24 protein-coding genes are annotated in these 21,326 nt (G+C 58.0%); 11 read left to right on the forward strand and 13 right to left on the reverse strand.

Annotation, left to right across the window (positions count from 1 at the left end; translation table 11 throughout):
• Positions 1–137 precede the first annotated feature (137 nt).
• Genes ACR0B8_RS00370 through ACR0B8_RS00380 form a run of 3 tightly spaced genes read left to right on the forward strand, consistent with a single transcriptional unit; the run spans position 138 to position 2,940 of the window.
• A complete protein-coding gene (locus tag ACR0B8_RS00370) occupies positions 138–980 on the forward strand; it encodes a DMT family transporter (RefSeq protein ID WP_170360540.1) in 843 nt (280 codons plus the stop codon).
• 38 nt (positions 981–1,018) lie between these two features.
• A complete protein-coding gene (locus ACR0B8_RS00375; protein ID WP_170374245.1) occupies positions 1,019–1,792 on the forward strand; it encodes an alpha/beta fold hydrolase in 774 nt (257 codons plus the stop codon).
• On the forward strand, positions 1,789–2,940 hold the full coding sequence (locus ACR0B8_RS00380) for an alpha-D-ribose 1-methylphosphonate 5-triphosphate diphosphatase (protein ID WP_226688774.1): 1,152 nt from the start codon (positions 1,789–1,791) through the stop codon (positions 2,938–2,940). The genes ACR0B8_RS00375 and ACR0B8_RS00380 overlap by 4 nt, the downstream gene beginning before the upstream one ends.
• 1 nt (position 2,941) lies before the next feature.
• Here the strand turns inward: ACR0B8_RS00380 and ACR0B8_RS00385 are convergent, their stop codons facing one another.
• Positions 2,942–4,009 (reverse strand): 5-(carboxyamino)imidazole ribonucleotide synthase, encoded by a 1,068-nt coding sequence (locus ACR0B8_RS00385; RefSeq protein ID WP_170360534.1) that lies wholly within the window; start codon positions 4,007–4,009, stop codon positions 2,942–2,944.
• Complete coding sequence (gene purE / locus ACR0B8_RS00390; protein WP_170347842.1) at positions 4,002–4,490, reverse strand: 5-(carboxyamino)imidazole ribonucleotide mutase; 489 nt, start codon at positions 4,488–4,490, stop codon at positions 4,002–4,004. Before purE ends, ACR0B8_RS00385 begins: the two co-directional genes overlap by 8 nt.
• Before the next feature lie 161 nt (positions 4,491–4,651).
• Here purE and ACR0B8_RS00395 point away from each other — a divergent pair, with 161 nt between their 5' ends.
• The gene (locus ACR0B8_RS00395; protein ID WP_226688773.1) at positions 4,652–6,037 is read left to right on the forward strand and encodes an FAD-binding oxidoreductase; all 1,386 of its coding nucleotides are present in this window, start codon (positions 4,652–4,654) and stop codon (positions 6,035–6,037) included.
• 91 nt (positions 6,038–6,128) lie between these two features.
• Here the strand turns inward: ACR0B8_RS00395 and ACR0B8_RS00400 are convergent, their stop codons facing one another.
• Complete coding sequence (locus tag ACR0B8_RS00400; protein ID WP_058280035.1) at positions 6,129–6,353, reverse strand: YdcH family protein; 225 nt, start codon at positions 6,351–6,353, stop codon at positions 6,129–6,131.
• A 164-nt stretch (positions 6,354–6,517) separates the two neighbouring features.
• Here ACR0B8_RS00400 and ACR0B8_RS00405 point away from each other — a divergent pair, with 164 nt between their 5' ends.
• The 4 genes from ACR0B8_RS00405 (at position 6,518) to ACR0B8_RS00420 (ending at position 9,030) form a co-directional block, all read left to right on the forward strand.
• Positions 6,518–6,931 carry an Hsp20 family protein gene (locus ACR0B8_RS00405; RefSeq protein ID WP_170347844.1) on the forward strand — a complete coding sequence of 138 codons (414 nt, stop codon included), beginning with the start codon at positions 6,518–6,520 and terminating at the stop codon, positions 6,929–6,931.
• 5 nt (positions 6,932–6,936) lie between these two features.
• Positions 6,937–7,161, forward strand: a complete 225-nt coding sequence (locus ACR0B8_RS00410; RefSeq protein ID WP_170360531.1) for a DUF1150 family protein — start codon at positions 6,937–6,939, stop codon at positions 7,159–7,161.
• Positions 7,162–7,270: 109 nt separating this feature from the next.
• Positions 7,271–8,158, forward strand: coding sequence for a PhzF family phenazine biosynthesis protein (locus tag ACR0B8_RS00415; protein WP_226688772.1), 888 nt, complete (start codon positions 7,271–7,273; stop codon positions 8,156–8,158).
• Positions 8,155–9,030, forward strand: a complete 876-nt coding sequence (locus tag ACR0B8_RS00420) for a glycosyltransferase family 10 fucosyltransferase (protein WP_170360527.1) — start codon at positions 8,155–8,157, stop codon at positions 9,028–9,030. Before ACR0B8_RS00415 ends, ACR0B8_RS00420 begins: the two co-directional genes overlap by 4 nt.
• Here ACR0B8_RS00420 and ACR0B8_RS00425 read toward each other — a convergent pair.
• The 5 genes from ACR0B8_RS00425 to trxB all read right to left on the reverse strand — a co-directional run bounded on the left by ACR0B8_RS00425 (position 9,027) and on the right by trxB (position 15,074).
• A complete protein-coding gene (locus ACR0B8_RS00425; protein ID WP_170360525.1) occupies positions 9,027–9,875 on the reverse strand; it encodes a hypothetical protein in 849 nt (282 codons plus the stop codon). The genes ACR0B8_RS00420 and ACR0B8_RS00425 overlap by 4 nt on opposite strands.
• Before the next feature lie 119 nt (positions 9,876–9,994).
• Positions 9,995–11,713, reverse strand: coding sequence for a bifunctional sulfate adenylyltransferase/adenylylsulfate kinase (locus tag ACR0B8_RS00430; protein WP_170347849.1), 1,719 nt, complete (start codon positions 11,711–11,713; stop codon positions 9,995–9,997).
• A 216-nt stretch (positions 11,714–11,929) separates the two neighbouring features.
• Positions 11,930–13,600, reverse strand: a complete 1,671-nt coding sequence (locus ACR0B8_RS00435; protein ID WP_226688771.1) for an adenylate/guanylate cyclase domain-containing protein — start codon at positions 13,598–13,600, stop codon at positions 11,930–11,932.
• Positions 13,601–13,669: 69 nt separating this feature from the next.
• Positions 13,670–14,128 carry an RES family NAD+ phosphorylase gene (locus tag ACR0B8_RS00440; RefSeq protein WP_170360521.1) on the reverse strand — a complete coding sequence of 153 codons (459 nt, stop codon included), beginning with the start codon at positions 14,126–14,128 and terminating at the stop codon, positions 13,670–13,672.
• Between the two features lie 4 nt (positions 14,129–14,132).
• The gene (gene trxB, locus ACR0B8_RS00445; RefSeq protein ID WP_170360519.1) at positions 14,133–15,074 is read right to left on the reverse strand and encodes a thioredoxin-disulfide reductase; all 942 of its coding nucleotides are present in this window, start codon (positions 15,072–15,074) and stop codon (positions 14,133–14,135) included.
• 226 nt (positions 15,075–15,300) lie between these two features.
• Between trxB and ACR0B8_RS00450 the strand changes: the two genes are divergently transcribed.
• The gene (locus ACR0B8_RS00450) at positions 15,301–15,801 is read left to right on the forward strand and encodes an Lrp/AsnC family transcriptional regulator (protein ID WP_170360517.1); all 501 of its coding nucleotides are present in this window, start codon (positions 15,301–15,303) and stop codon (positions 15,799–15,801) included.
• A 116-nt stretch (positions 15,802–15,917) separates the two neighbouring features.
• Here the strand turns inward: ACR0B8_RS00450 and ACR0B8_RS00455 are convergent, their stop codons facing one another.
• The 5 genes from ACR0B8_RS00455 to lgt all read right to left on the reverse strand — a co-directional run bounded on the left by ACR0B8_RS00455 (position 15,918) and on the right by lgt (position 20,137).
• Positions 15,918–16,700, reverse strand: coding sequence for a Hint domain-containing protein (locus ACR0B8_RS00455; RefSeq protein WP_170360515.1), 783 nt, complete (start codon positions 16,698–16,700; stop codon positions 15,918–15,920).
• A gap of 331 nt (positions 16,701–17,031) precedes the next feature.
• Positions 17,032–17,160 carry a hypothetical protein gene (locus tag ACR0B8_RS00460; protein ID WP_302476795.1) on the reverse strand — a complete coding sequence of 43 codons (129 nt, stop codon included), beginning with the start codon at positions 17,158–17,160 and terminating at the stop codon, positions 17,032–17,034.
• Between the two features lie 270 nt (positions 17,161–17,430).
• A complete protein-coding gene (gene pgeF, locus ACR0B8_RS00465; RefSeq protein ID WP_226688770.1) occupies positions 17,431–18,189 on the reverse strand; it encodes a peptidoglycan editing factor PgeF in 759 nt (252 codons plus the stop codon).
• Positions 18,186–19,253, reverse strand: a complete 1,068-nt coding sequence (locus tag ACR0B8_RS00470; protein ID WP_226688769.1) for a class I SAM-dependent methyltransferase — start codon at positions 19,251–19,253, stop codon at positions 18,186–18,188. The genes pgeF and ACR0B8_RS00470 overlap by 4 nt, the downstream gene beginning before the upstream one ends.
• Positions 19,250–20,137, reverse strand: coding sequence for a prolipoprotein diacylglyceryl transferase (gene lgt, locus ACR0B8_RS00475; protein ID WP_170395438.1), 888 nt, complete (start codon positions 20,135–20,137; stop codon positions 19,250–19,252). Before lgt ends, ACR0B8_RS00470 begins: the two co-directional genes overlap by 4 nt.
• A 97-nt stretch (positions 20,138–20,234) precedes the next feature.
• On the opposite strand from lgt, the gene ACR0B8_RS00480 reads away from it, so the two are divergent.
• Positions 20,235–20,483 carry an accessory factor UbiK family protein gene (locus tag ACR0B8_RS00480; protein WP_037308471.1) on the forward strand — a complete coding sequence of 83 codons (249 nt, stop codon included), beginning with the start codon at positions 20,235–20,237 and terminating at the stop codon, positions 20,481–20,483.
• A 314-nt stretch (positions 20,484–20,797) separates the two neighbouring features.
• Positions 20,798–21,298 carry a type III secretion system chaperone family protein gene (locus ACR0B8_RS00485; protein WP_170347858.1) on the forward strand — a complete coding sequence of 167 codons (501 nt, stop codon included), beginning with the start codon at positions 20,798–20,800 and terminating at the stop codon, positions 21,296–21,298.
• The last annotated feature ends 28 nt before the right edge of the window (positions 21,299–21,326 follow it).

A 21,326-nucleotide genomic window follows, 5' to 3' on the forward strand; every position in this document is an offset into this window, starting at 1 on the left:
CTATGGCCAGATTGCTTAGAGGGACCGCCATAGAACTTACTGACGGGGTCGCCTTTGGGCGGCCCCGTTTCTTATAACCACTACGCCGCGCTGGAAAGTGAGTGTGCAAACGCTCGCGATACCGCTATGCGGTTGATATGCGTTTGTTTCTGCTCACCACTCTGACCATGTGCGCCTTTGCGGCGAATTCGATCCTGAATCGTCTGGCCATAGACAGCGGTGCCAGCGACCCCGCCGGGTTTGCCATAATTCGCGTGTTGTCCGGAGCAGTGGTGCTGACCGGTCTGGTTTGGCTCAGGTCAGGTCGTCTGCCATTGCGTAACCGGCGCAGGTTGGCGGGGGCAGGATCGCTGTCACTCTATATGATTGGGTTTTCCATCGCCTATCTGACGTTGGATGCGGGCCTTGGGGCGCTGATCCTGTTTGGCGTTGTGCAGATCACAATGTTCGCAGTGACGTCGTTAACCGGCAATGCTCCGACTGCGCGACAGATGGGGGGCGCGGCAATCGCCCTTATGGGGCTGGCCTATGTCCTGTGGCCGTCCGGAGCAGTACAGGTCGACCCGATTGGCGCAGCTCTGATGACAGCTGCCGGAGTCGGATGGGCAGTCTATTCGCTGGTTGGGCGGTTTGAGCCTGACGCCCTTGCTGGAACGGCGGCCAATTTCGTTATAGCCCTGCCGGTTACTGCCTTAGCGTTAATGCTGACCGTTGGGGGTTGGCAGATGAGTGGCGCTGGCTACCTGCTGGCTGTCCTTTCCGGAGGTGTGACCTCGGGGATGGGCTATGCCGTATGGTATCGGGTATTGCCGCAACTGGCGCCAAGCACGGCGGCGGTGGTGCAATTGAGCGTACCAATCATCGCTATCCTCGCTGGCGTTTTGTTGTTGGGAGAAGTCGCCAGTTTGCGCCTGATCTTTGGCGCGGCGCTGGTTCTGGGCGGCATCGCGCTGGCTGTCCTGCGCCTGAAGCCGCGCTAGGGGTTTCAACGCAATCGGATAACGCTTATCTGGCGGCTATGAGATATCTGCTTGCCCTGTTTCTTTTCCTTGTTCCCGCCGTGGCCCAGGCCAAATGCGTGGTGCTTTTGCACGGGCTGGCGCGGACCGAGGCGTCCTTCACAGTGATGGAACAACTGTTTCAGGCGCATGGGTACACCGTTGTCCGACCCGGCTATCCATCGACCGATTTGCCGATACCTGAACTGGCGAACCAGACATTGCCGGACGCCTTCGCTGCCTGTGGTGATGAGACCGTGAACGTGGTGGCGCATTCAATGGGTGGCATCCTGCTGCGCTATTGGTTGCAGGACCATCACCCGGAAAATCTGGGCCGTGTGGTCATGCTCGGCCCGCCCAATCAGGGCAGTCAGCTTGTGGATGAACTGGGCGCGTATGAGGTGTTCGGCATGCTGCATGGCCCCGCCGGGCTGGCCTTGGGCACGGGCCCCGAGGGCATACCGCGCAACCTGCCATCCGTTGAGTTTGAGGTGGGCGTGATCGCGGGTGAGAACTCGCTGAACCCGCTGTTTTCCTCGCTGATCGACGGCAAGGATGACGGCAAGGTCTCGATTGAAACGACAAAAGTGGACGGCATGACGGATCACATCGTTCTTCCAGTGACGCACACTTTTATGATGAACAATCCCCGCGTCATGGCGCAGGCGCTGCATTTTATCGAATTCGGGCAATTCGATCCGCAGATCACCTGGCTGGATGGCGTCATGGATATCATCAACGAAATCTGTATCGGGCAGGATTGCTCGGAACCCGAGTCGGAGCCCACGCAATGACCACATTGAACCTGACCCTGACCGGTGCAGAGGTGCTGTTGCCGGAGCATGGCCTCGTGCCCGCCAATCTGTCTCTGGCGGATGGCATCATTCAAACGGATCGGGTCGGGCGACAGATCGACCTGTCCGGCTATCTTGTTCTGCCCGGCATCATCGACCTGCACGGGGATGGGTTCGAACGCCATATCGCGCCACGCCGCGGGGCGATGAAGCAGATGGACGAAGGCATTCTCTCGGTCGAGGCTGAATTGGCTGCGAATGGTATCACTACCGCCGTTCTGGCCCAGTTTCACAGTTGGGAGGGTGGGGTGCGTGGCCCGGAATTCGCGGATCAGGTGTTTCGCGCCATAACTTCGGTCAAGGATCGCGTCGTGACCGACCTGATGCCTCAGTTGCGGTTCGAGACACACATGCTGGATGACTATGCGGACCTGCCCGGCCGTATCGCGGACTGGCAGGTGCCCTATGTCGTGTTCAACGACCACCTGCCGCATGACCGTCTGGCCGAGGGGCGCAAGCCGCCGCGTCTGACCGGCCAAGCACTGAAAGCCGGGCGAAACCCAGACACGCATTTTGAAATGCTGTTGTCCATGCACGCCCGTCGCGACGAAGTGCCAGCGGCGCTGGACACGCTATGTGCGGCTTTGGACTCACAGTACGTGCGCATGGGCAGCCATGACGACGCGACTGCACAAATACGGGCCGACTGGCGGGCGCGGGGGGCGCAGATCTCGGAATTTCCCGAAACGCTCGAAGCCGCTGAGGCCGCGCGTGCCGCCGGGGATTACATCATTTTAGGATCGCCCAACGTGGTGCGCGGTGGATCGCACAAGGGTAATGTCAGCGCACTTGACCTGATCACGATGGGATATTGCGATGCGTTGGCCTCGGATTATCACTATCCCAGCCCGCGCCGCGCGGCGCTGATGGTGGCGAAGTCTGGCTTGGTGGATTTCGCCGGGGCCTGGGCGCTGGTGTCATCCGGCCCCGCCCGTGTCCTTGGTTTGCAGGATCGGGGCAAGCTGGCCCCCGGCCAACGCGCCGATCTGGTGATACTGGATGCCGAAACCCGCCGCGTAGCCGCCACGCTGGCTGGTGGGCGGGTCAGCTATATGTCAGGTGAAATTGCGGCTCGGTTTGTTGGCTGATTCACCGTGCAATGCGGTTGAAATGCCCCATTTTGCGGCCTGCCTTAACCTCGGCCTTGCCATAGAGATGCAGCGCCACATCGCGTTCCTGCGCTAGTTCGGGCACGCGGTCCATGTCCGTTCCGATCAGGTTTTCCATGACCACGTCCGAATGTCGCTGACCATCTCCCAAAGGCCATCCTGCGACGGCCCGAATATGCTGTTCGAACTGATCCACGGCGCAGCCATTCTGCGTCCAGTGGCCCGAGTTATGCACGCGTGGCGCGATCTCATTCACGATCAGACCGCCGGGCGTCACGAACAGTTCGACGCCCATGACGCCGACATAATCCAGCGCGTTTAGGATGTTGGCGGCCAACAGAACGGCATCTGTCCGTTGCGCCGGGCGCAGACGGGCAGGGACTGTTGTGGTGTGCAGGATACCATCGCGGTGTATGTTTTCACCGGGATCGAAACAGGCAACCTGACCGTCCAGCCCGCGGGCCGCAATGATCGATACCTCGTGGCTAAACTCCACAAACCCCTCAAGGATCGCAGGGGCCCCGGCCATATCGGCCAGTGCGGCTTCGGCATCCTCGGGTGCACGCAGACGGGCCTGCCCCTTACCGTCATAGCCAAACCGGCGCGTTTTCAGGATTGCGGGCGTACCGATCTGCTCGATCGCCGCATTCAGGCTGTTTAGATCGGTGATATCCGCGAAAGGCGCGGTTTGCAGGCCAAGCCCCTGCAGGAAACTCTTCTCGGTCAACCGGTCCTGGCTGACGCGCAGCGCTTCTCGCCCCGGACGGATCGGGCAGTGCGCTTCAAGCAAGTCCAGCGTTTCGGTCGGGATGTTCTCGAACTCATATGTGATGACATCTACCGACCCGGCAAACGCCTTTAGCGCGTCGATATCGTCATAGGCGGCGGTGGTCACGCTATCGGCCACTTGGCCGGCAGGAGGGTTGGCACCGGGTTCGTAGATATGGGTCACAAACCCCAGACGAGACGCTGCCACGGACAGCATCCGGCCCAATTGACCGCCGCCCAGAACTCCGATCCTGGCACCCGTTTGCAATGCGTCACTCATCGACGGGCTCCTCGGGGATCGACGCCGACAGTGCATCGCGCCATGCGTCCAGTCGTTGCGCCAAAGCGTCATCCTGCAATGCCAGAATCCCGGCCGCCATCAGGCCCGCGTTGGCACCACCGGCCGCGCCGATGGCCATGGTGGCAACAGGGAAACCCTTGGGCATCTGCACGATGGAATACAGCGAGTCGACGCCCGACAGGGCCCGCGTCTGTACCGGAACGCCAATCACCGGCACCCGTGTTTTCGACGCCATCATGCCAGGCAGATGCGCGGCCCCACCGGCCCCGGCAATGATCACATGCAGCCCGCGTGATGCGGCGGTCTTGCCATAGTCCCACAAGCGGTCCGGTGTGCGGTGCGCCGAGACAATGCGCTTTTCGTACGCGATGCCTAACTCATCAAGAATGTTCGCGGCTTCCTTCATCGTGGGCCAGTCCGACTGGCTGCCCATGATGATCCCCACTTTCACATCACTCATCCGCTTGTTTCCCTGCCGTCTGAAAGAGCGCGCACTATAGCTAAATCGGTTCCAGAGGCAATGTGGTTTGGCGACCGTATGGCTCGTCTGATGTCCTGCTGAAAATACATTCGAATTAGTGTATACTTGATCGCGGGACAGTGGTTCCCGAGGAGGTACCCATGACAGATACAGTTTTGAAAAACCGGGACGGCCAAGCCGTGCCGCAGGACAGTATTGAGGCATTCAAATCGCAAATTCGCGGGGCACTGATTTTGCCCGGTGACCCCGAGTATGATTGTGCGCGCAGTATTTGGAACGCGTTGGTTGACAAGTATCCCGGTGCAATACTGCGGTGCCACGGCACCGCCGATGTCGCAGCAGCCGCCAGGTTCGCGTTTGAAAACAACATACTGGTATCGGTAAGAGGTGGCGGTCATAACGTGGGTGGGCGCGCCGTCTGCGATGATGGCCTCGTAATTGACCTGTCCTGCATGCGCGCGGTCCATGTTGATGCAGAAACCCAAACCGTACGCGCTCAGGGCGGGGCCACGTTGGGGGATGTAGACTGCGAAACACATCTTCACGGCCTTGCTGTGCCATTGGGCGTCGTATCGCAGACAGGTATTGGTGGATTGACGACGGGTGGCGGATTCGGCTGGATGGCACGAAAATACGGGCCAACCTGCGACAACGTTATCGAGGCCGAAGTCGTAACGGCGGACGGTTCGATCAGAACTGCGAATGCGAACAGGAATCCAGACCTTTATTGGGGCATCTGCGGCGGCAGCGGAAATTTCGGCATCGTGACGTCATTCCTTTACAGGGCGTATCCTCTGTCTACGGTGTTGGGGGGCATGATTGCATATCCCCGAGCCGACGCCGCTGAAGTGCTGCGAGGTTTTCGGGATATCGTTTCACGGGCACCTGATGAACTGACGGTCTATGCGGGGTTGCTGTGGGGACCGGATGGAACGCCGCTAACAGCTATGGTGCCGTGTTGGATTGGAGACGATAAGGAAGCTGGGCGTCAGGCAATCCAACCCCTGACGGAGATCGGAGAACCTTTGGTCGTCGACCTGCACGAGATGCCGTTCCCCGTCAAACAAAGCATGCTGGATGGGGCCTATGGGCCAGGCAGCCGGAACTACTGGAAATCTGCATATCTCAACGCGCTGACGGATGAGGCCATTGATACGATCGTTGCACAATCCGAAGGGATGACAATACCCGGTTCGGGCATTCTGATCGAACATTGCGCTGGCGCAGCAAAGTCCAAATCAAATGGGGACAACGCCTTTGCGCAACGCGGTCACGACTATCTGATTGCGATACTACCGCTGTGGACTGATCCAGCGGATGACGCGGATCAGATTGCCTGGGCGCGGTCCATGCATGATGCAATTGCGCCCTATTCCACGGGCGGAACTTATCTGAACTATCTGGGCGTCGATGAAGACAGTGCGATAGAGACGGCATTCGGTGAAAATCTTGATCAAATGAAAGAGGTTAAGCGGAAATACGATCCGACCAATTTCTTCTGCGCAAACGCAAATGTTTCACCTTGAAACAGATGTCATCCGTTTGAATATGACGTAACACTGCAAAACTCGGTTCATAAGCGCCTTGAATGTGCGTGTGAGCCGAGTGGCGGAGTTTTCAGGCAATGATGTCCGGCGTCAAGCGGTCCTCGATCAAACGAATGATGTCCTTCAGGCGAAGTTTTTGCTTTTTCAGCCTCTTAATCGTCAACTGATCGGCTGTGCCGGTGGACTGCAGCGCCTCGATCGCTTCGTCCAGATCACGGTGTTGGCGGCGAAAAACCTCCAGTTCAACCCGCAAAACCTCATCTGTTTTCATCGAAAGATCTGTTGGCGCATTCATGAGCGACTCAGTGCCTTTTGTGGTGCTTGTGACACAAGATAGTGTGTCAGGGTTTATCCGGCCAGACCTTGTGGACATCACGGCATAATCCCATATTCTATTATACGCGGTTGCCGGAACGGGGCCGCATCACACGTCGCTTTGGCAATAAAGGACGAAAATACGTGTCAAAACTTACTCTTGGCTCATACCCGCATCTTTTGGGGTTCGAGCAGTTGGAACGTCTTCTGGAACGGTCTGCAAAGGCCGGTAACGAAGGCTACCCGCCTTATAATATTGAGCAGACCTCGGACTTTTCATACCGCATCACCCTGGCTGTGGCTGGGTTCGCGGAACAGGATTTGTCGATCACAATCGAGGATCGCCAGCTTGTGATCCGGGGGCGCCAACGCGACGACAGCGAGGGGCGCATTTTTCTGCATCGCGGCATCGCCGCGCGCCAGTTCCAGCGCATGTTCGTGCTGGCCGATGGTGTCGAGGTGGGCGAGGCGATCATGGAGAACGGTCTGCTGCATGTGGACCTGACCCGCGCCGTGCCTGAGACCGTGGTGCAAACGATCAACATAAAAAAGGGGTAAGAGCTATGAATACACCGATTGAATATAACGCCGAAGGCGACCGCATCGTTTATGTGAAAACCGTCGATGTTGCCGATCTGCCGCGCGATGTCCGGGATAAGGCAGGCGATCTGGATCAGTTGTACGCGGTTCACGATTCCGATGGCCAGCAGCTTGCGCTCGTGACAGATCGTAATATGGCCTTTTTCCTGGCCCGTGAACACGATCTGTCACCGGTGGCCGTTCACTGAACGGCCCCGCCGGTTATTTTTCGGCGTGACAATCCCAACAACAAGCGCGACACATACGAACCGGCATGACATGCCCGGCTAATTTACTCTGCATCAGGGGATTTTGCGGATGAGCTGGTTCGATTTCGATTGGGTAGACGCCTTCAGTGATCGCGCCTTTGGCGGCAATGGCTGCGCCGTGGTTTTTGACGGCGCTGACTTGCCCGAGGATGTTTGCACGGCGTACGTGCGCGAGACCTCTCTGGCTGAATGTACTTTTACGGGGCCATCCGATGTGGCCGATATCCGGGTGCGTTACTATTTGGCCAGTCGGGAAATTCCATTTGCCGGGCATCCCACGATTGCAACTGTCGCGGCGATGCGGTCCCGTGGCATGGTTGAAGGCGACACGCTGACGCTGGAAACTGGTGCGGGAATTGTCTCGATCCGATTGAACGGGGATGACATCGAGATGAAGCAGGTCGCACCGCAATTCGGCAATCTTGTACCTGCGGATCTGGTCGCCGCTTCGGTCAGTTTGCCTGAGGATGCGATTATCTCTCAGCCGCAATTTGTCTCTACCGGGTTGCCCTTTTGCATTACGATTCTGCGCGATCACAAGGCCCTGCGCGCGGCGAAATTGAACCTTGAGATATTGCGTAAAGTAGCAGCAGAGGCCGGGTTTTCTGGCACGGATATGGCAGAGCCGTTCCTTGTCACGCTGCAGGGTGCGACTGCGGTTGGCGATACGTTCTCGCGCTTGTTGATGGCGCCGCCCAGCCTGCCCGAAGACCCGTTCACCGGATCGGCCACCGGTGCCATGGCGGCTTATCTGTGGAAATACGGGATGATGCCCAAGGACAGCTTTATCGCTGAACAGGGTCATGACATGGGGCGCCCGGGCCAGGCCGTTGTGACACGCGTTGGCCCAAGCGATGCGATGACCGGTATCAAAGTCGCAGGCCGTGGTCATGTGCTGATGCGGGGGCAGGTTGATCTGCCCGAGACAACACAATGACACGACCTGCCATTGCCATCCTGCCATATGGGCATCGGCTGGGGCCAAAACTGGCCTCGGTTTCGCTGTCCGAACTGATCTGGCCCGAAGGGTGCCCGGATCGCCTGACCGGCAAGACGGTGGGCGATCTGGAGCGCACCGATCACCTGATCATGTACCCGAACTCGACCGTGCATCTGCGCTTGCGTCGCGGTACCCGCGCGCGGATTTCATTGATGATGGGCGAGCCTTCGGCCATTCACGCCAAACATGATCGGATGCTGCGATATACATGGCGGCGGTTCTTCCGGGTGCTGACTTTTCATGACGTGCTGCTACACAACATCCCGAATGCAGTGTTCCTGCCGTATGGCGTGACGATGGTGCCCGACTGGCAGGACCTGAAGGTTGAGAAAACCAAATCCTGTTCGCTGATTGCTTCGGCCAAGCGCGATCTTGTAGGGCATCAGTTGCGCCATTCGGTGATCGACTGGGTGCGTGAAACTGGTGCAGATGTTGATATCATGGGCCGGGGGTACACTCCGTTTGATCTCAAATCCGACGGGTTAGCACCGTATCGCTATTCTGTGGTGATCGAGAACGTGCGTGAGAAGAATTACTTTTCGGAAAAGCTGACGGATGCGATCTTGTGCTCCTCGGTCCCGATCTATTGGGGTTGCCCGAATATCGGCGATTTCTTCGATACCTCTGGTATGATCCTGTGTGAAACCAATGAGGATATTCAGCGCGCGATCCAATCCGCATCAATCGAGGATTTCGCCGCGCGCCTGCCGCATCTGCAGGCGATCCAGCAACACGCAGCAGAATATGGGGATTTTGAGGGCAGAGCCGTGCGCCTTCTGCGCGCTGAACTAGACGCGGGCCCGAACTAACCAGCGGGTGCCAACCAGCCTTCTTGCAGAATTGGACGGGCCTCGGAGTCAATCCCGTGCCGATCGCATAGCCGCTGCAGATACGATCCGCGCACCGGCAAACCGCCCGTGTTCTGCGCCATCAGCCGTTTCTGATGACCATAGACGTGGACGGAATGAACCATGTCGCCTTCAATCTGTGCGGTCGGGGTGAACGGGTTGTGCAATTTCCACAGATCATGCTTGGACAGAGGGTAAAACACCTCCGCTTGCATGGCATGGCTGTCCTCGTCGGTCTTGTGCAGGAAATGTGCAAAGGCTTTGGGGCCGGAACTGCCCCAGGGCAGGCTCTCGATCCCCCAGGTCTCACCGTCCCGGATGCGTTGACGGTTGCGCCGGTGCAGCGGACCGCCCCGCCAGGGCTGGGTCGGATTGGCTGCGGTCACAAAGTCCTGCATATGCGCCAGCGTTTGCGAGTCTGCTGGCAGGCGCAACACTCCGGTCAGGAAATTTCCGCTATGGGACTGTCCAAAGATATACGCTGTTGGAAAGGCAAAGGGCCTGACACAATAGGCGTCCAGATCCACCCAGATAAAATCGGTTTTCTGCATCAGCCGCAGACGAAAAATGTCGGAAAAAACCGCGACGCGTCGCCGGTCACCTGCAGGCATATCAAACGGCGCGGGCCAGAGGATATCACTGGCAGGCCGCAATTCGCCCCCTGCGGGAACGCCTTCGATCTCGTGCCCGGTATAAAGAATAAACCGGTGACCCCGATCCAGATAGGATTGGATGCACAATGCCTCTAGCCAACTTAGATCTGATCCGAACCAGAAACTGGCTATGGTGGGCAGGTCAGAGGGCATAGGCGTGTTGCGTCCAAATCAGGTCAGGCAAATGCACCAATTGGCCAGCGCCTTGTCAATCGTGCCCACAAAAAACGGCCCCCGAAAGTCGGAGGCCGCCTGAATGGAATTGCCTGCGCTTAAGACGCGGCGATCAAACCCATGCTTTCCAGCTTGAGCAGCACCTGATGGGCGCAGTTGTCGACATCGACATTTTCGGTCTCGACGCTCAGTTCGGGGTTGGCCGGTACATCGTAAGGGTCTGAAATGCCGGTAAATTCCTTGATCTTGCCTTCGCGTGCCAGCTTGTAAAGGCCTTTGCGGTCCCGGCGTTCGCATTCTTCGATGCTGGTGGCCACGTGGACCTCACAGAAGGCACCGAACTGTTCGATATCTTCCCGTACCGCGCGGCGGGTGGTGGCATAGGGCGCGATAGGCGCACAAATGGCGATGCCGCCATTCTTGGTGATCTCACTAGCCACGTAACCAATACGACGGATGTTCAGGTCGCGGTGCTCTTTCGAGAAACCCAATTCAGACGACAGATTCTTACGAACGATATCACCATCCAGCAATGTGACCGGACGGCCACCCATTTCCATCAGTTTGACCATAAGCGCGTTGGCGATGGTGGATTTGCCCGAGCCCGAGAAACCGGTGAAGAACACGGTAAAGCCTTGTTCCGAGCGGGGCGGTGACGTGCGGCGCAGTTCGGTGACAACCTCAGGGAAGCTGAACCATTCGGGGATTTCCAGCCCTTCGCGCAAACGGCGGCGTAGCTCGGTGCCCGAGATGTTCAGGATCGTGACGTTGTCCTTGTCTGCGATCTCGTCGTTCGGTTCGTACTGGGCGCGTTCCTGCACATATACCATGTGTTTGAAGTCAACCATTTCGACGCCGATTTCATCCTGGAACTGGCGGAACAGGTCCTGCGCGTCATAGGGGCCGTAGAAATCTTCACCCGCCGAGTTCTTGCCCGGACCGGCGTGGTCTCGGCCAACGATGAAATGTGTGCAGCCATGGTTGGCGCGGATCAGGCCGTGCCAGACCGCCTCGCGCGGGCCAGCCATGCGCATCGCCAGGTTCAGCAGCGACATCGAGGTGGTCGATGCCGGGTACTTGTCCAGAACCGCCTCATAGCAGCGGACGCGGGTGAAGTGATCGACGTCGCCCGGTTTGGTCATGCCAACGACAGGGTGGATCAGCAGGTTGGCCTGCGCCTCTTTCGCAGCGCGGAAGGTCAGTTCCTGGTGTGCGCGGTGCAGGGGGTTGCGGGTTTGGAACGCAACGATGCGGCGCCAGCCCAGCTTGCGGAAATAGGCGCGCAACTCGTTCGGCGTGTCCCGGCGGCCACGGAAATCATAGTGAACCGGCTGTTGAATGCCGACTACGGGGCCACCCAGATAGACCTTGCCAGCCACGTTGTGCAGATAGTTCACCGCCGGGTGCGCATCGTCATCGGCACCAAAGACCTTTTCGGCCTCGCGCGCTTTGTTCGGGGTCCAGCGGTCGGTCACGGTCATGGTGCCGAGAATGACACCTTCCTGATCGCGCAGGGCAATGTCCTGACCCAATTCGATGGTCTCAGCGAAGTCTTCGCTGACGTCCAGCGTGATGGGCATCGGCCACAGGGTGCCGTCGGCCAGACGCATGTTTTCGACGACGTTGTCGTAGTCAGCTTCGCTCAGGAACCCTTTGAGAGGGTTGAACCCGCCATTCATCAGCAGTTCCAGATCGCAGATCTGACGCGGGCTCAGGTCCCAGCTGGTCAGGTCGGCAGCTTCCACTTTCAATTTCTGCGCCGACTCGTACGAAACGTACAGTTCAGAGATCGGAGCCAGATTGCTTAACATCGTCATAGGAATACTCTTGTCGCAGTGCGGTTTTATCGGTGATTCAGGGGTGTTTATGGGGCATGTGCCCCGGCTGCTGGGCGAAGTCCATATACATTCACGAAATTAAGGACGATATGCGCGGTTTTTGTCCGGAATGGAAGGATTTTTCGCCTGACGCAGCTTTTCCCGACTTGTATCCCGCTGACACGCGCCTGTCGTGTGAATTCAGTACATCCGTTCCTAGGCGGCCTTGTCCGTCATAAGGTCCGCAGCACGCGTCACCGGCAGCGCGGAAACCGGTTGTGTCACGCCGCGCAGCTCAAACGATTGCAGTCCGGACAGATCGCCGTCATACCCAGCCGCCTGCAGTAATTCGGCCGAGACCAGTAGTTCCGCCCCAAGCGCCTTGGTCTGGCCTTCAAGACGACTGGCCACATTAACCGCGTCGCCGATAATGGTGCGCGCAGAACTGCCTGCAGCGCCGATTTCACCTAGTACCAGATCGCCTAGATGCAGACCCATTCCGATGCGTATCCGGGGGCTGCCTTCGGTTTGAAGCTGTTGATTGAAATACTCAAGCGCGCGGCTGACATCGGCGGCGGCCTTCAGCCCGGCACGGGCCGAGTCTTTGGCATTCGGGGTTTCGAACACGGCCAGCAAGCCGTCGCCCATGTATTTGTCGACCACCCCGCCATCCGCCGTGATTGCCGGGACGATGGCATCAAAGAAACGGTTCAGCAGGAATACGATGTCATAGGGCAACTGGCCCGTGGTCCGCGATGTGAACCCGCGCATATCGAGAAACAGAACCGCCAGCTTGCGTTCCTGCCCTTGGCTGGCATGGGCTCGTCCGCGCTTGCCATCAGAGCGGAACATCCGAAACGCAACTAGGGGGGCGGTTGGCCGTATCTGACAGGCCAGCCTTGCGCCAGTCGGGGCGCTGACGGCGGCAAGGCTGCGGGTTTCAACCTCATCCGGGGTGGGCAGTTGATCCGCGCCATCCTCAATGATCACGCGACAGGTGGTGCAACGCCCCTTGCCCCCGCAAAGGGCCGTGTGTGGAATGCCATTGGCCTGCGAAATCTCAAGCAGGGTCATGCCCTTTTCGGCCACGACCTCGGGGCCATCGACATACTTGACCCGGACCGAGTGCCTGCGGCGCCACAGTTTGCGGATAGCATATACCGCCAGCGAGGCCCCCAAGGCGATCCAGAAGGCCATTAACGCATTGTCTTTGACACTGAACATGACCTGAAAGGCCTCGGGCGTGGGCCAGTTGTAATGTTCGATATATTGATCGCGCAGGAACGGATCGGCAAAATCCGCCCAGATGCGGCGCCCTTCGGTAAGCAACCCAGCCAGTGCAAAGCTGGGCACAAATACCGCCAGACCGATCAGGTAAGGCACCCATCTGGACCACCAGCGGGTCAGTCGCAGCCACATGTGCAGCCCAATGCAACTGTGGACCCAAACCACCAGCAACAGCAGGCTTTGCATCCAGATCGCCGAGTTGGGCCACATCAGAATGATGATGTATCCCATCTCGTCATTGACGTTATAGATTTCGTGGGCATAGCGCGTCTGCACGATATGCGAGATCAGTTGCAGCGGGATCAACAGCCCCAGAATGACCTGCAAGGCCGTGCTGAAGGGCATGCGTAGCGTTCGGCGTTGGCTAATGGAATAAAGCGCAAGGCCAAGGTGGACGAACAGTGCCAGATACAAGATCACGCTGCCCAGACTGTGCCGGGTAACTGCGTGGCGCCCATCCTGCATGCCGTGCAGGTAATCGGTATGGAACAGCCCCAACCCGATATTGATGAAATGAAAGAAGGCAAAGGCGAACAGGGTAAGACCGCTGATGATCCTAAGCCGGGTTGTCCACCCGCCTTGCCATAAAACGCTTTTCAATCAAGCCACCTGTATTCGCCGCGCGTGTTCCCGAGTCTGGTACGGCGACGCGAGTGGGTCAAGTTATGGTTACGTAAATGGCGGTGTCCACGGGGTTGCTTGGGTTTCAGCGAAAAAAATCGTTGGCGAAAGAGTAAACAGCACGATATGGCTTAGCTCCGGTCGGGACCGAGAGCTGTAGATTAACCCGTCAGCACCCATATCGCGGGCGTGATCAGAGAAGCGCCATGTCGGTGAAACGCCCCGTTCTTCGTGGATATCCTGCCAGATAATCGACGCATCGGGCTGGCCCCTCAGATCGACCAGTCTTGCACCAGTAACTTGGCCTCTTTGCAATATCCGCGGCGGATCGTCAGGCGAGACGTACCGCTGAATGGCGACCCCTGCGCCTTCGGCGCTGAGAGAGGCATAGAGAGCAATCTGCCCTGAATGATGAAAACGCCCCTCGGGCGCCCGGGCAGGGGCCAAAGGGGCGTCACTTTGGGAGAGAAACAGAATTCTCCAGACCGGGCCGGAGAACTCCAGCATTAGCCTAGTCCTGTTCCGCCAGGAACCGCTCGGCATCCAGCGCGGCCATACAGCCCATACCGGCGCTCGTGACGGCCTGACGATAGATGTGGTCGGTCAGATCGCCTGCCGCGAAAACACCCGGCACCGAGGTTTCGGTCGAGCCCGGCTTGGTCACCACATACCCACCCATATGGGTTTCCAGCGAGTCCTTTACCAGCTCATTTGCTGGCGCGTGACCAATGGCGACAAAAACGCCTTTACAGGGAACCTCGGCGATCTCACCGGTTTTGACGTTCTTGACGCGCACACCCTCGACGCCCAGTGGGGAATCGGTGCCGATCACTTCTTCTAACTCGTGGAACCACATCGGTTCGATCTTTTCGTGTTTCAGCAAACGATCCTGCAGAATTTTCTCGGCCCGCAGTTCGTCGCGTCGGTGAATCAGAGTAACCTTGCTGGCGAAATTGGTCAGGAACAGCGCTTCTTCCACGGCGGTGTTGCCGCCACCGATGACCACGATTTCCTGTCCGCGATAGAAAAAGCCGTCGCAAGTCGCACAGGCCGAAACACCAAAACCCTTGAACTTGTCTTCCGACGGCAGGCCCAGCCATTTAGCGCGCGCACCGGTGGCCAGAATGACCGCGTCCGCAGTATAAATATTGCCGCTATCGCCTTTTGCGGTGAAAGGGCGCTTGCTGATGTCCAGATCACTGATGATATCGCCGATGACCTCACAACCCATCGCCTGGGCATGTTCTTGCATTTTGATCATCAGATCAGGCCCCTGAACTTCGGTGAAACCGGGGTAATTTTCGACGTCGGTGGTTGTTGTCAACTGACCGCCAGGCTCGATTCCCTGAACCAGGATCGGTTCAAGCATCGCGCGGCTTGCGTATACGCCCGCAGTGTAACCGGCCGGTCCCGATCCGATGATCAGAACCTTGGTGTGACGTGTCTCGCTCATGGTACCCCCAACTCGATCTGCCTGATTTGGGCGCGTGGCCCCTGGCGGATGGATATAGCGACCCCTGTGCCGCGCTTAAAGCCCCTTCCTGATTTACGCTTGTCAGACGCTAGGTAAATGACGGTTGAATAAGAACATTGAAAATAAACAATATTGCGCATTCACGAAAGATTATTGCGCATCTGCCGGGTGCTGATATAACAACCGAAAAATTCAGGAGTATTTGATGGTCGCGATACGGCTGGACGAGATTGACCGCAAGATTCTGGCGGAATTGCAGGCAGACGGTCGCATGACCAATGTCGAATTGGCAAAACGTGTGGGAATTTCTGCCCCGCCTTGCCTGCGGCGCGTACGCACCCTTGAAGAATCAGGTCTGATCCGCGGCTACCATGCCGATGTAAATTCACGCGAGCTGGGGTTTGAGGTTCAAGTCTTTGCCATGGTCGGTCTGGAAAGTCAGGCCGAAGCCGAGTTGACCGCATTCGAGGAACGCTGCCGCGAATGGCCTTTGGTTCGGGAATGCCACATGCTGAACGGCGAAGTTGATTTCATTCTGAAATGCGTTGCGCCTGACCTAAGCAGTTTTCAGCAGTTTCTTACCGGCAAGCTGCTGACCACGCCGAATGTGGCCAGCGTCAAGACTTCGCTTGTTATTCGCGGCGCAAAAGACGAACCAGGCGTGCCATTCGATGTTCTCGAGGAACGCATGGGCCGGACGGCCTGAATTCCAGATATTTCGGGTGTGATTTCACCGGTGGCAGGAACGCTGCCACCGACACATAAACCATCCAACTAAGTAACAACTGCATATTGCCCCCACATTGCAGAAATTGTATTGAACTAGGCTGATATCGCATCCACCTCGCCATCACCCGCGCGCGGCATGACCAATGGGCCGAAATCGTTCAGCGATTCGACATGCGCGAACAGGTTCAGGTAAACCGACCGCAAGGACCGGCTGACCCTGCGAATAGCGTTGATGCCAGGGTGATAGGATTCGAATTGCAGACCGTCGACCCGGATGACCGAGTGCCGTTTCAGACAGATATGAAACAGTTCAACCGGTGTCGGTGGCAGGGTCTCAATGACGCTCATGCCGTCCTGAAATTCGTTAACCGGTGTAAGAACCTGACCGTCACCGTGCAGGTGCCGCAAATGTGCGGGCGTGCCCAGCAACCGGGCAGCAGGGCCAGCGATCACGCCAGACATTGGTTTTTGCATTCCGAATGTGTCGGCCATGATCCGCGTTAACGGGCGCGTCCGGCCCCGCGAATCCACGCGGCCAGGAATAAGGGTGACCGACCCTTTCCACAGCACCGTTTCCGACACTCCATCTTGTGTCAGGACCGTATCGCCAGGCAGCAAGTCTTCGATCGCCATCGGGCCAAGTTCTGTTTCAACCAACGCCCCACGGGTAAAAGCGCAGAACGCGTCCTCGAACATCGGCAGGGCAGGTGCGATATGGCGGGTCTGGACCACATCGCCGTTTTTCATCAGCGTACTGACCTCATAGCGCCGCAGCTGCGCCTTGTGTTGTGTGGTCGGTCTTGGCGCCTCGCGCAGCAATGCTGAGGTTTCAACAGCATTTCTGGCGGCGCGTGATAAAGAATTTGGAATAGCCATTACAATTCCGTCCCCTCTGAAAACCGCGCAGGCAGGCAAGACCCCCGTACAGGCCAGCCTGATCGGTTATTTCCATGTCTTGGAAGAAAGCGGCGACACGCAAGGCGACAGAAACGCAGATCGCTTTTTGCGAAGGAAATTCCTACATTTTTGGTCAGCACAATGACCCCCCAGACAAACCCATACAAACGCAGGCGAAATTGCCAGCGCACACACGCCCCGGTATTGAGCCGCGCAAATATTGGCGGCAGGCCGCACACCGGATCGGAGCACCCTCCGCTGTGCGTCTTATTCCCCGGAACCGGCAGCTTGGTTCGCGGGTAAGTCATCATCAGCGTCGGGCCGCCAGGCGGCGCGCAACTCTGACCGAATTGCTGGAAACCCGTTTCCACGGCATCTCCAGTTTTTGCTCTCTGGTGGCCACAAGTACGGCGCTTAGAAAGCGTGATCTCGTCTTCATTTTTGTGTCCTGCTCGCTTGGGAACTGACGCCCCGTTTTCCTCTCACACCTAAGTCTGCCCGCTTATTACGGCGGCGATAAGGCTGATCCGGATTGAATTCAGGACAAATGAAGTTTCGCATTTCCTCTTTTCTGATCGCGTCGCGCTCTACTGGAGAATCGGCAGATAAACACTTGAGAGCGGACAATAATTATCAAATTGTCGAGACACGAATAGATAGGAAAATTGTGGCGAAAAAGCGGCGATTTCGCCGCAATTCGGGCCCAGTCTTAAAGTTTTATGGCGGAGATGAGGCGGCCGTAATCTGCCTCTTTCGCGTGGGTTGACCGGCGGTACGAGTAGAATCTGTCGGGGTCAGAATAGGTGCAATGGCGTGTCCATTCGGCCTGTCCGACCCCCGCCTGACGCAGCCTGTGAAGGCCAAAAGCAGGCAAGTCGAACTGCAGTCGGTCGCCCGTTCCATTCGCAAAAAACTGCAGGTTTTTCGGAGAATCCGCGACGAATTCATCCAGAAATTCCGGCCCGACCTCATATGCCGCCTGCGAGATCGAAGGGCCGATTACCGCCACGATGTTTTCCCGCTTGGCGCCAAGCGCCTCCATTGCGTCCAACGTTGCCTCAAGCACCCCATCCAAAGCGCCGCGCCATCCGGCATGCGCAGCTCCGATCACGTTCGCGTCAGAATCGGCAAATAGGACCGGCTGGCAGTCGGCGGTGAGAATCGTCAGGGCCAGATCAGGGGTTGCCGTGACCACCGCGTCGGCTTTTGGTTTGTCACCGTTGATCGGGGCGTCGACAGTCAGAACGGTGGGAGAGTGGACCTGATGAATGCCCACCAGGGCTTCGGGCGTGACGTCCATTGCCTGCGCCACGCGCTTGCGATTTACCGTGACCGCTTCGGTCTGATCGGAGGAGCCATAGCCGCAGTTGAGGCCCGAAAAAATACCCGATGACGCACCGCCGCGTCGGCTGAAAAAACCGTGGCGCACAGGGGCCAATAAATCAGAGGTCAGAATTTCCAAGGTCATGGCTCCAATCCCGGAGGTGGTGCGGAAGGGGTGGGGTAGAGGCCCAGCACTTTGAACAGGTTTCCCATTTCATCGGGGTGCGTCAACCGGCGATGTGCGGCAATTATCGCTTCAAGCTCAGACCCGCCGAGGGGCGCGGCAAGGGCTTGTGCGCGGGTGGCAATTCCCAAGCGCTCCAGAAATACACCCTGTGGTGTCAGGCGCGAATGGGCGCATCCAGCGGCGCGGGTCGCCAGTGCCAGTGGTTCGAAATCCACATGTGCCGTCAGATCAGCCTGACCGGGTTGGGCCAAAGGATCAACGCGTTCATGTGCCTGCAGTGCCTGAAACGTGTCGCCAAGCGAATGCCAGTCGCCATAATCCACAATCAACCCCGCGCCGCCATGGGTGCCAATCCGCCCAGCAACCACGGTAATGATGGGAATGGCAGCGGTGCACAGTTCGACCAGGTCACCATCAGCAGTGTCGTTCAGCCGATCTTTGAGGGCGATCTGATCTGCATGTGGACCCAATCCCCAAGTTAACGCGGTGCCATCGCGGCCAATCAACCGCTCGCGCCAGCCATTGCGGTCGCGCAGGAACTGTCGTATTGGCAGGGCGTCGAAGAACTCGTTCGCGACCAGAAACAACGGCGCTTCGGGCAGGTCGGCGACCGAGTCGATCCAGCGCGGGATATGATCCTTCAAAGTCTGCGCTTGTACGTCACGTAGAGCAGGCGAGGCTTCAAGCAGCACGACCTCGGCGGCCTCATTGAAGCCCGGAACGCGGGACGAGGCGCGCAGCATATCGGCCATCAACGTGCCACGCCCTGGTCCAAGCTCGGCCAGCACAAAATGCTCGGGGTGGCCCTGATCCATCCAGCTTTGAGCCAGGGACAGGCCAATCAATTCTCCGAACATCTGGCTGATCTCGGGGGCAGTGATGAAATCGCCCTGCGTGCCAAGAGGGTCACGGATGGTGTAATAGCCATGCGTCGGGTGCAGGAGGCATTCGGTCATGTAGTCGGCCACACTCATCGGGCCGTCCTGCGCAATACGCGCCAGCAGATGATCTTGCAGGCTCATGCCTTCGATCTTGCACGCAGGGCGAACCACAAGCCAAGGGCAATCATTGGTAGTGACAGCAATTGGCCCATCGTCAGACCATAGCCGCCCACGTGCCAAGCCAGACCCAGCGGATTCCCGGCCGAAATAAACTGCGCGTCGGGCTGCCGGAAGAATTCGACAATGAAACGCGAAGCACCGTAGCCTGCCAAAAAGACGCCCATAATCAGGCCCGGCTTGTGAAACGCGCCGCGTCGATAAGCGAGCCACAGCAGTGCAAGCCCGAGAAACAGACCCTCTAACACGGCTTCATACAGCTGTGATGGATGCCGCGCGCACATCCCGGCCACAACACCGGGGCAATCCTGCGCCGCCGCTCCGGGGAAGATCACCGCCCAAGGCAATTCGCTGGGGCGTCCCCACAACTCGGCGTTGGTGAAATTCGCCAACCGCCCGAGCAAAAGCCCCGGCGGCACTGTATGGGCGATCAGGTCGGCCATGGACAGAACCGGAATTTGGTGGCGTCGCGCGTAAAGATAAGAGGCGATTACTACCCCCAACAGCCCGCCATGGAAGGCCATGCCACCCTGCCAGACCTTGAGAATCTCCAGCGGGTTCGAAAGGTAATATGCGGGCTGGTAGAACAGCACGAATCCCAGGCGCCCGCCCAGAATCACGCCGAGGATGATCCAGGTAATAAGATCCTCAAGCTGTTCGGGCTTCATCGGGGGCGTCTTGTCGGGCCACAGAGCCGGGCGCCGCAGCGCCGCAATGCCCATCCGCCAAGCAATAAGAATGCCAACGATATAAGCCAGCGCGTACCACCGCAGGGCGAACTCCATCCCAAACAATGAGATCGAGAACAACTCGGGCGACAGATCGGGGAAATTCAGAACAGCCTGCATGTGCGTCTCATTGCCCGGGGTTTGCAGGGCAAGTCAACCTTGAGCCCGGAGTAATCATTCCCCATATAGAGACCAACCGCGATTTCGGAGTAGAGCCATGCAAACCCGCAACAAGATCCTCGATGATGTTTCCCAACTGATGACCAACGCCATGGGCGTGGCCCAGGGCGCACGGGAAGAGGCTGAGAATGCGATGAAGTCGATGATCGACCGCTGGCTGGCCGACCGCGATTTCGTCACACGCGAAGAATTCGACGCCGTTCGCGCGATGGCCCAAAAAGCGCGTGAAGAAAACGCAGCGCTGGAATCCCGCATAGCCGCGCTTGAGGCAAAGCTGGACAAGTAACGCCCCAACAATCTGATTTTTGGCTAAAGCTATCCGCCGCGCAATCCGAACTTGGGTTGTGCGGTGTTGTGCATCATGCCGCCCTGCTGAGATTAATCAAGACAAAGCTACAATTCGTGCCAATATTTTGATCGCCGTTGCCGACTGTCCACAACTTATTGCTGTTATCCCCAATAAATAGGGTTGCCAGAACCCATCTCGCATCGCACCATATTTAGTACAGGCAGACGGGGTTGGCCCCGGCTTGTAGAGTAAGCAACTAGCATTGGGGCGCTGCCAGCCCCTAAAAGGCTAGAGATTAGTGAGGTGGCATTATGGCCCTTTCCGAGCAGTTTCTCGAAGAAGACCTTCATCCGATCGATATTGTTGAACATATTGCTGAACATCACGACTGGGACTTTGACCGGATCGGGGATGATCAGATTGCCATGGCCGTCGAAGGACAGTGGCGCACATACTCGATCACGTTGGCCTGGTCGAACTATGACGAAACCCTGCGCATGGTGTGCTCGTTCGAGATGGAGCCACCGACGGATCGCGAAGCCAAGCTGTATGAATTGCTGAACAAGATGAATGATCAGTGCTGGGCCGGGGCGTTTACGTACTGGGCCAATCAAAAGCTGATGGTTTATCGCTATGGTCTGGTTCTGGCCGGTGGTCAGATGGCCAGCCCGGATCAGATCGACACGATGATCAGCGCCGCGGTGCTGAGCGCCGAGCGCTACTATCCGGCGATCCAGTTGGTCACATGGGGCAATCGGACCCCCGAAGAAGCGATACAAGTCGCCATTGCAGAGGCCTACGGCCGCGCGTAAAGCTTTGCCCCGAACTGAATGAGGAGAG

It is taken from the genome of Ruegeria sp. BH6 (genome assembly GCF_056538105.1).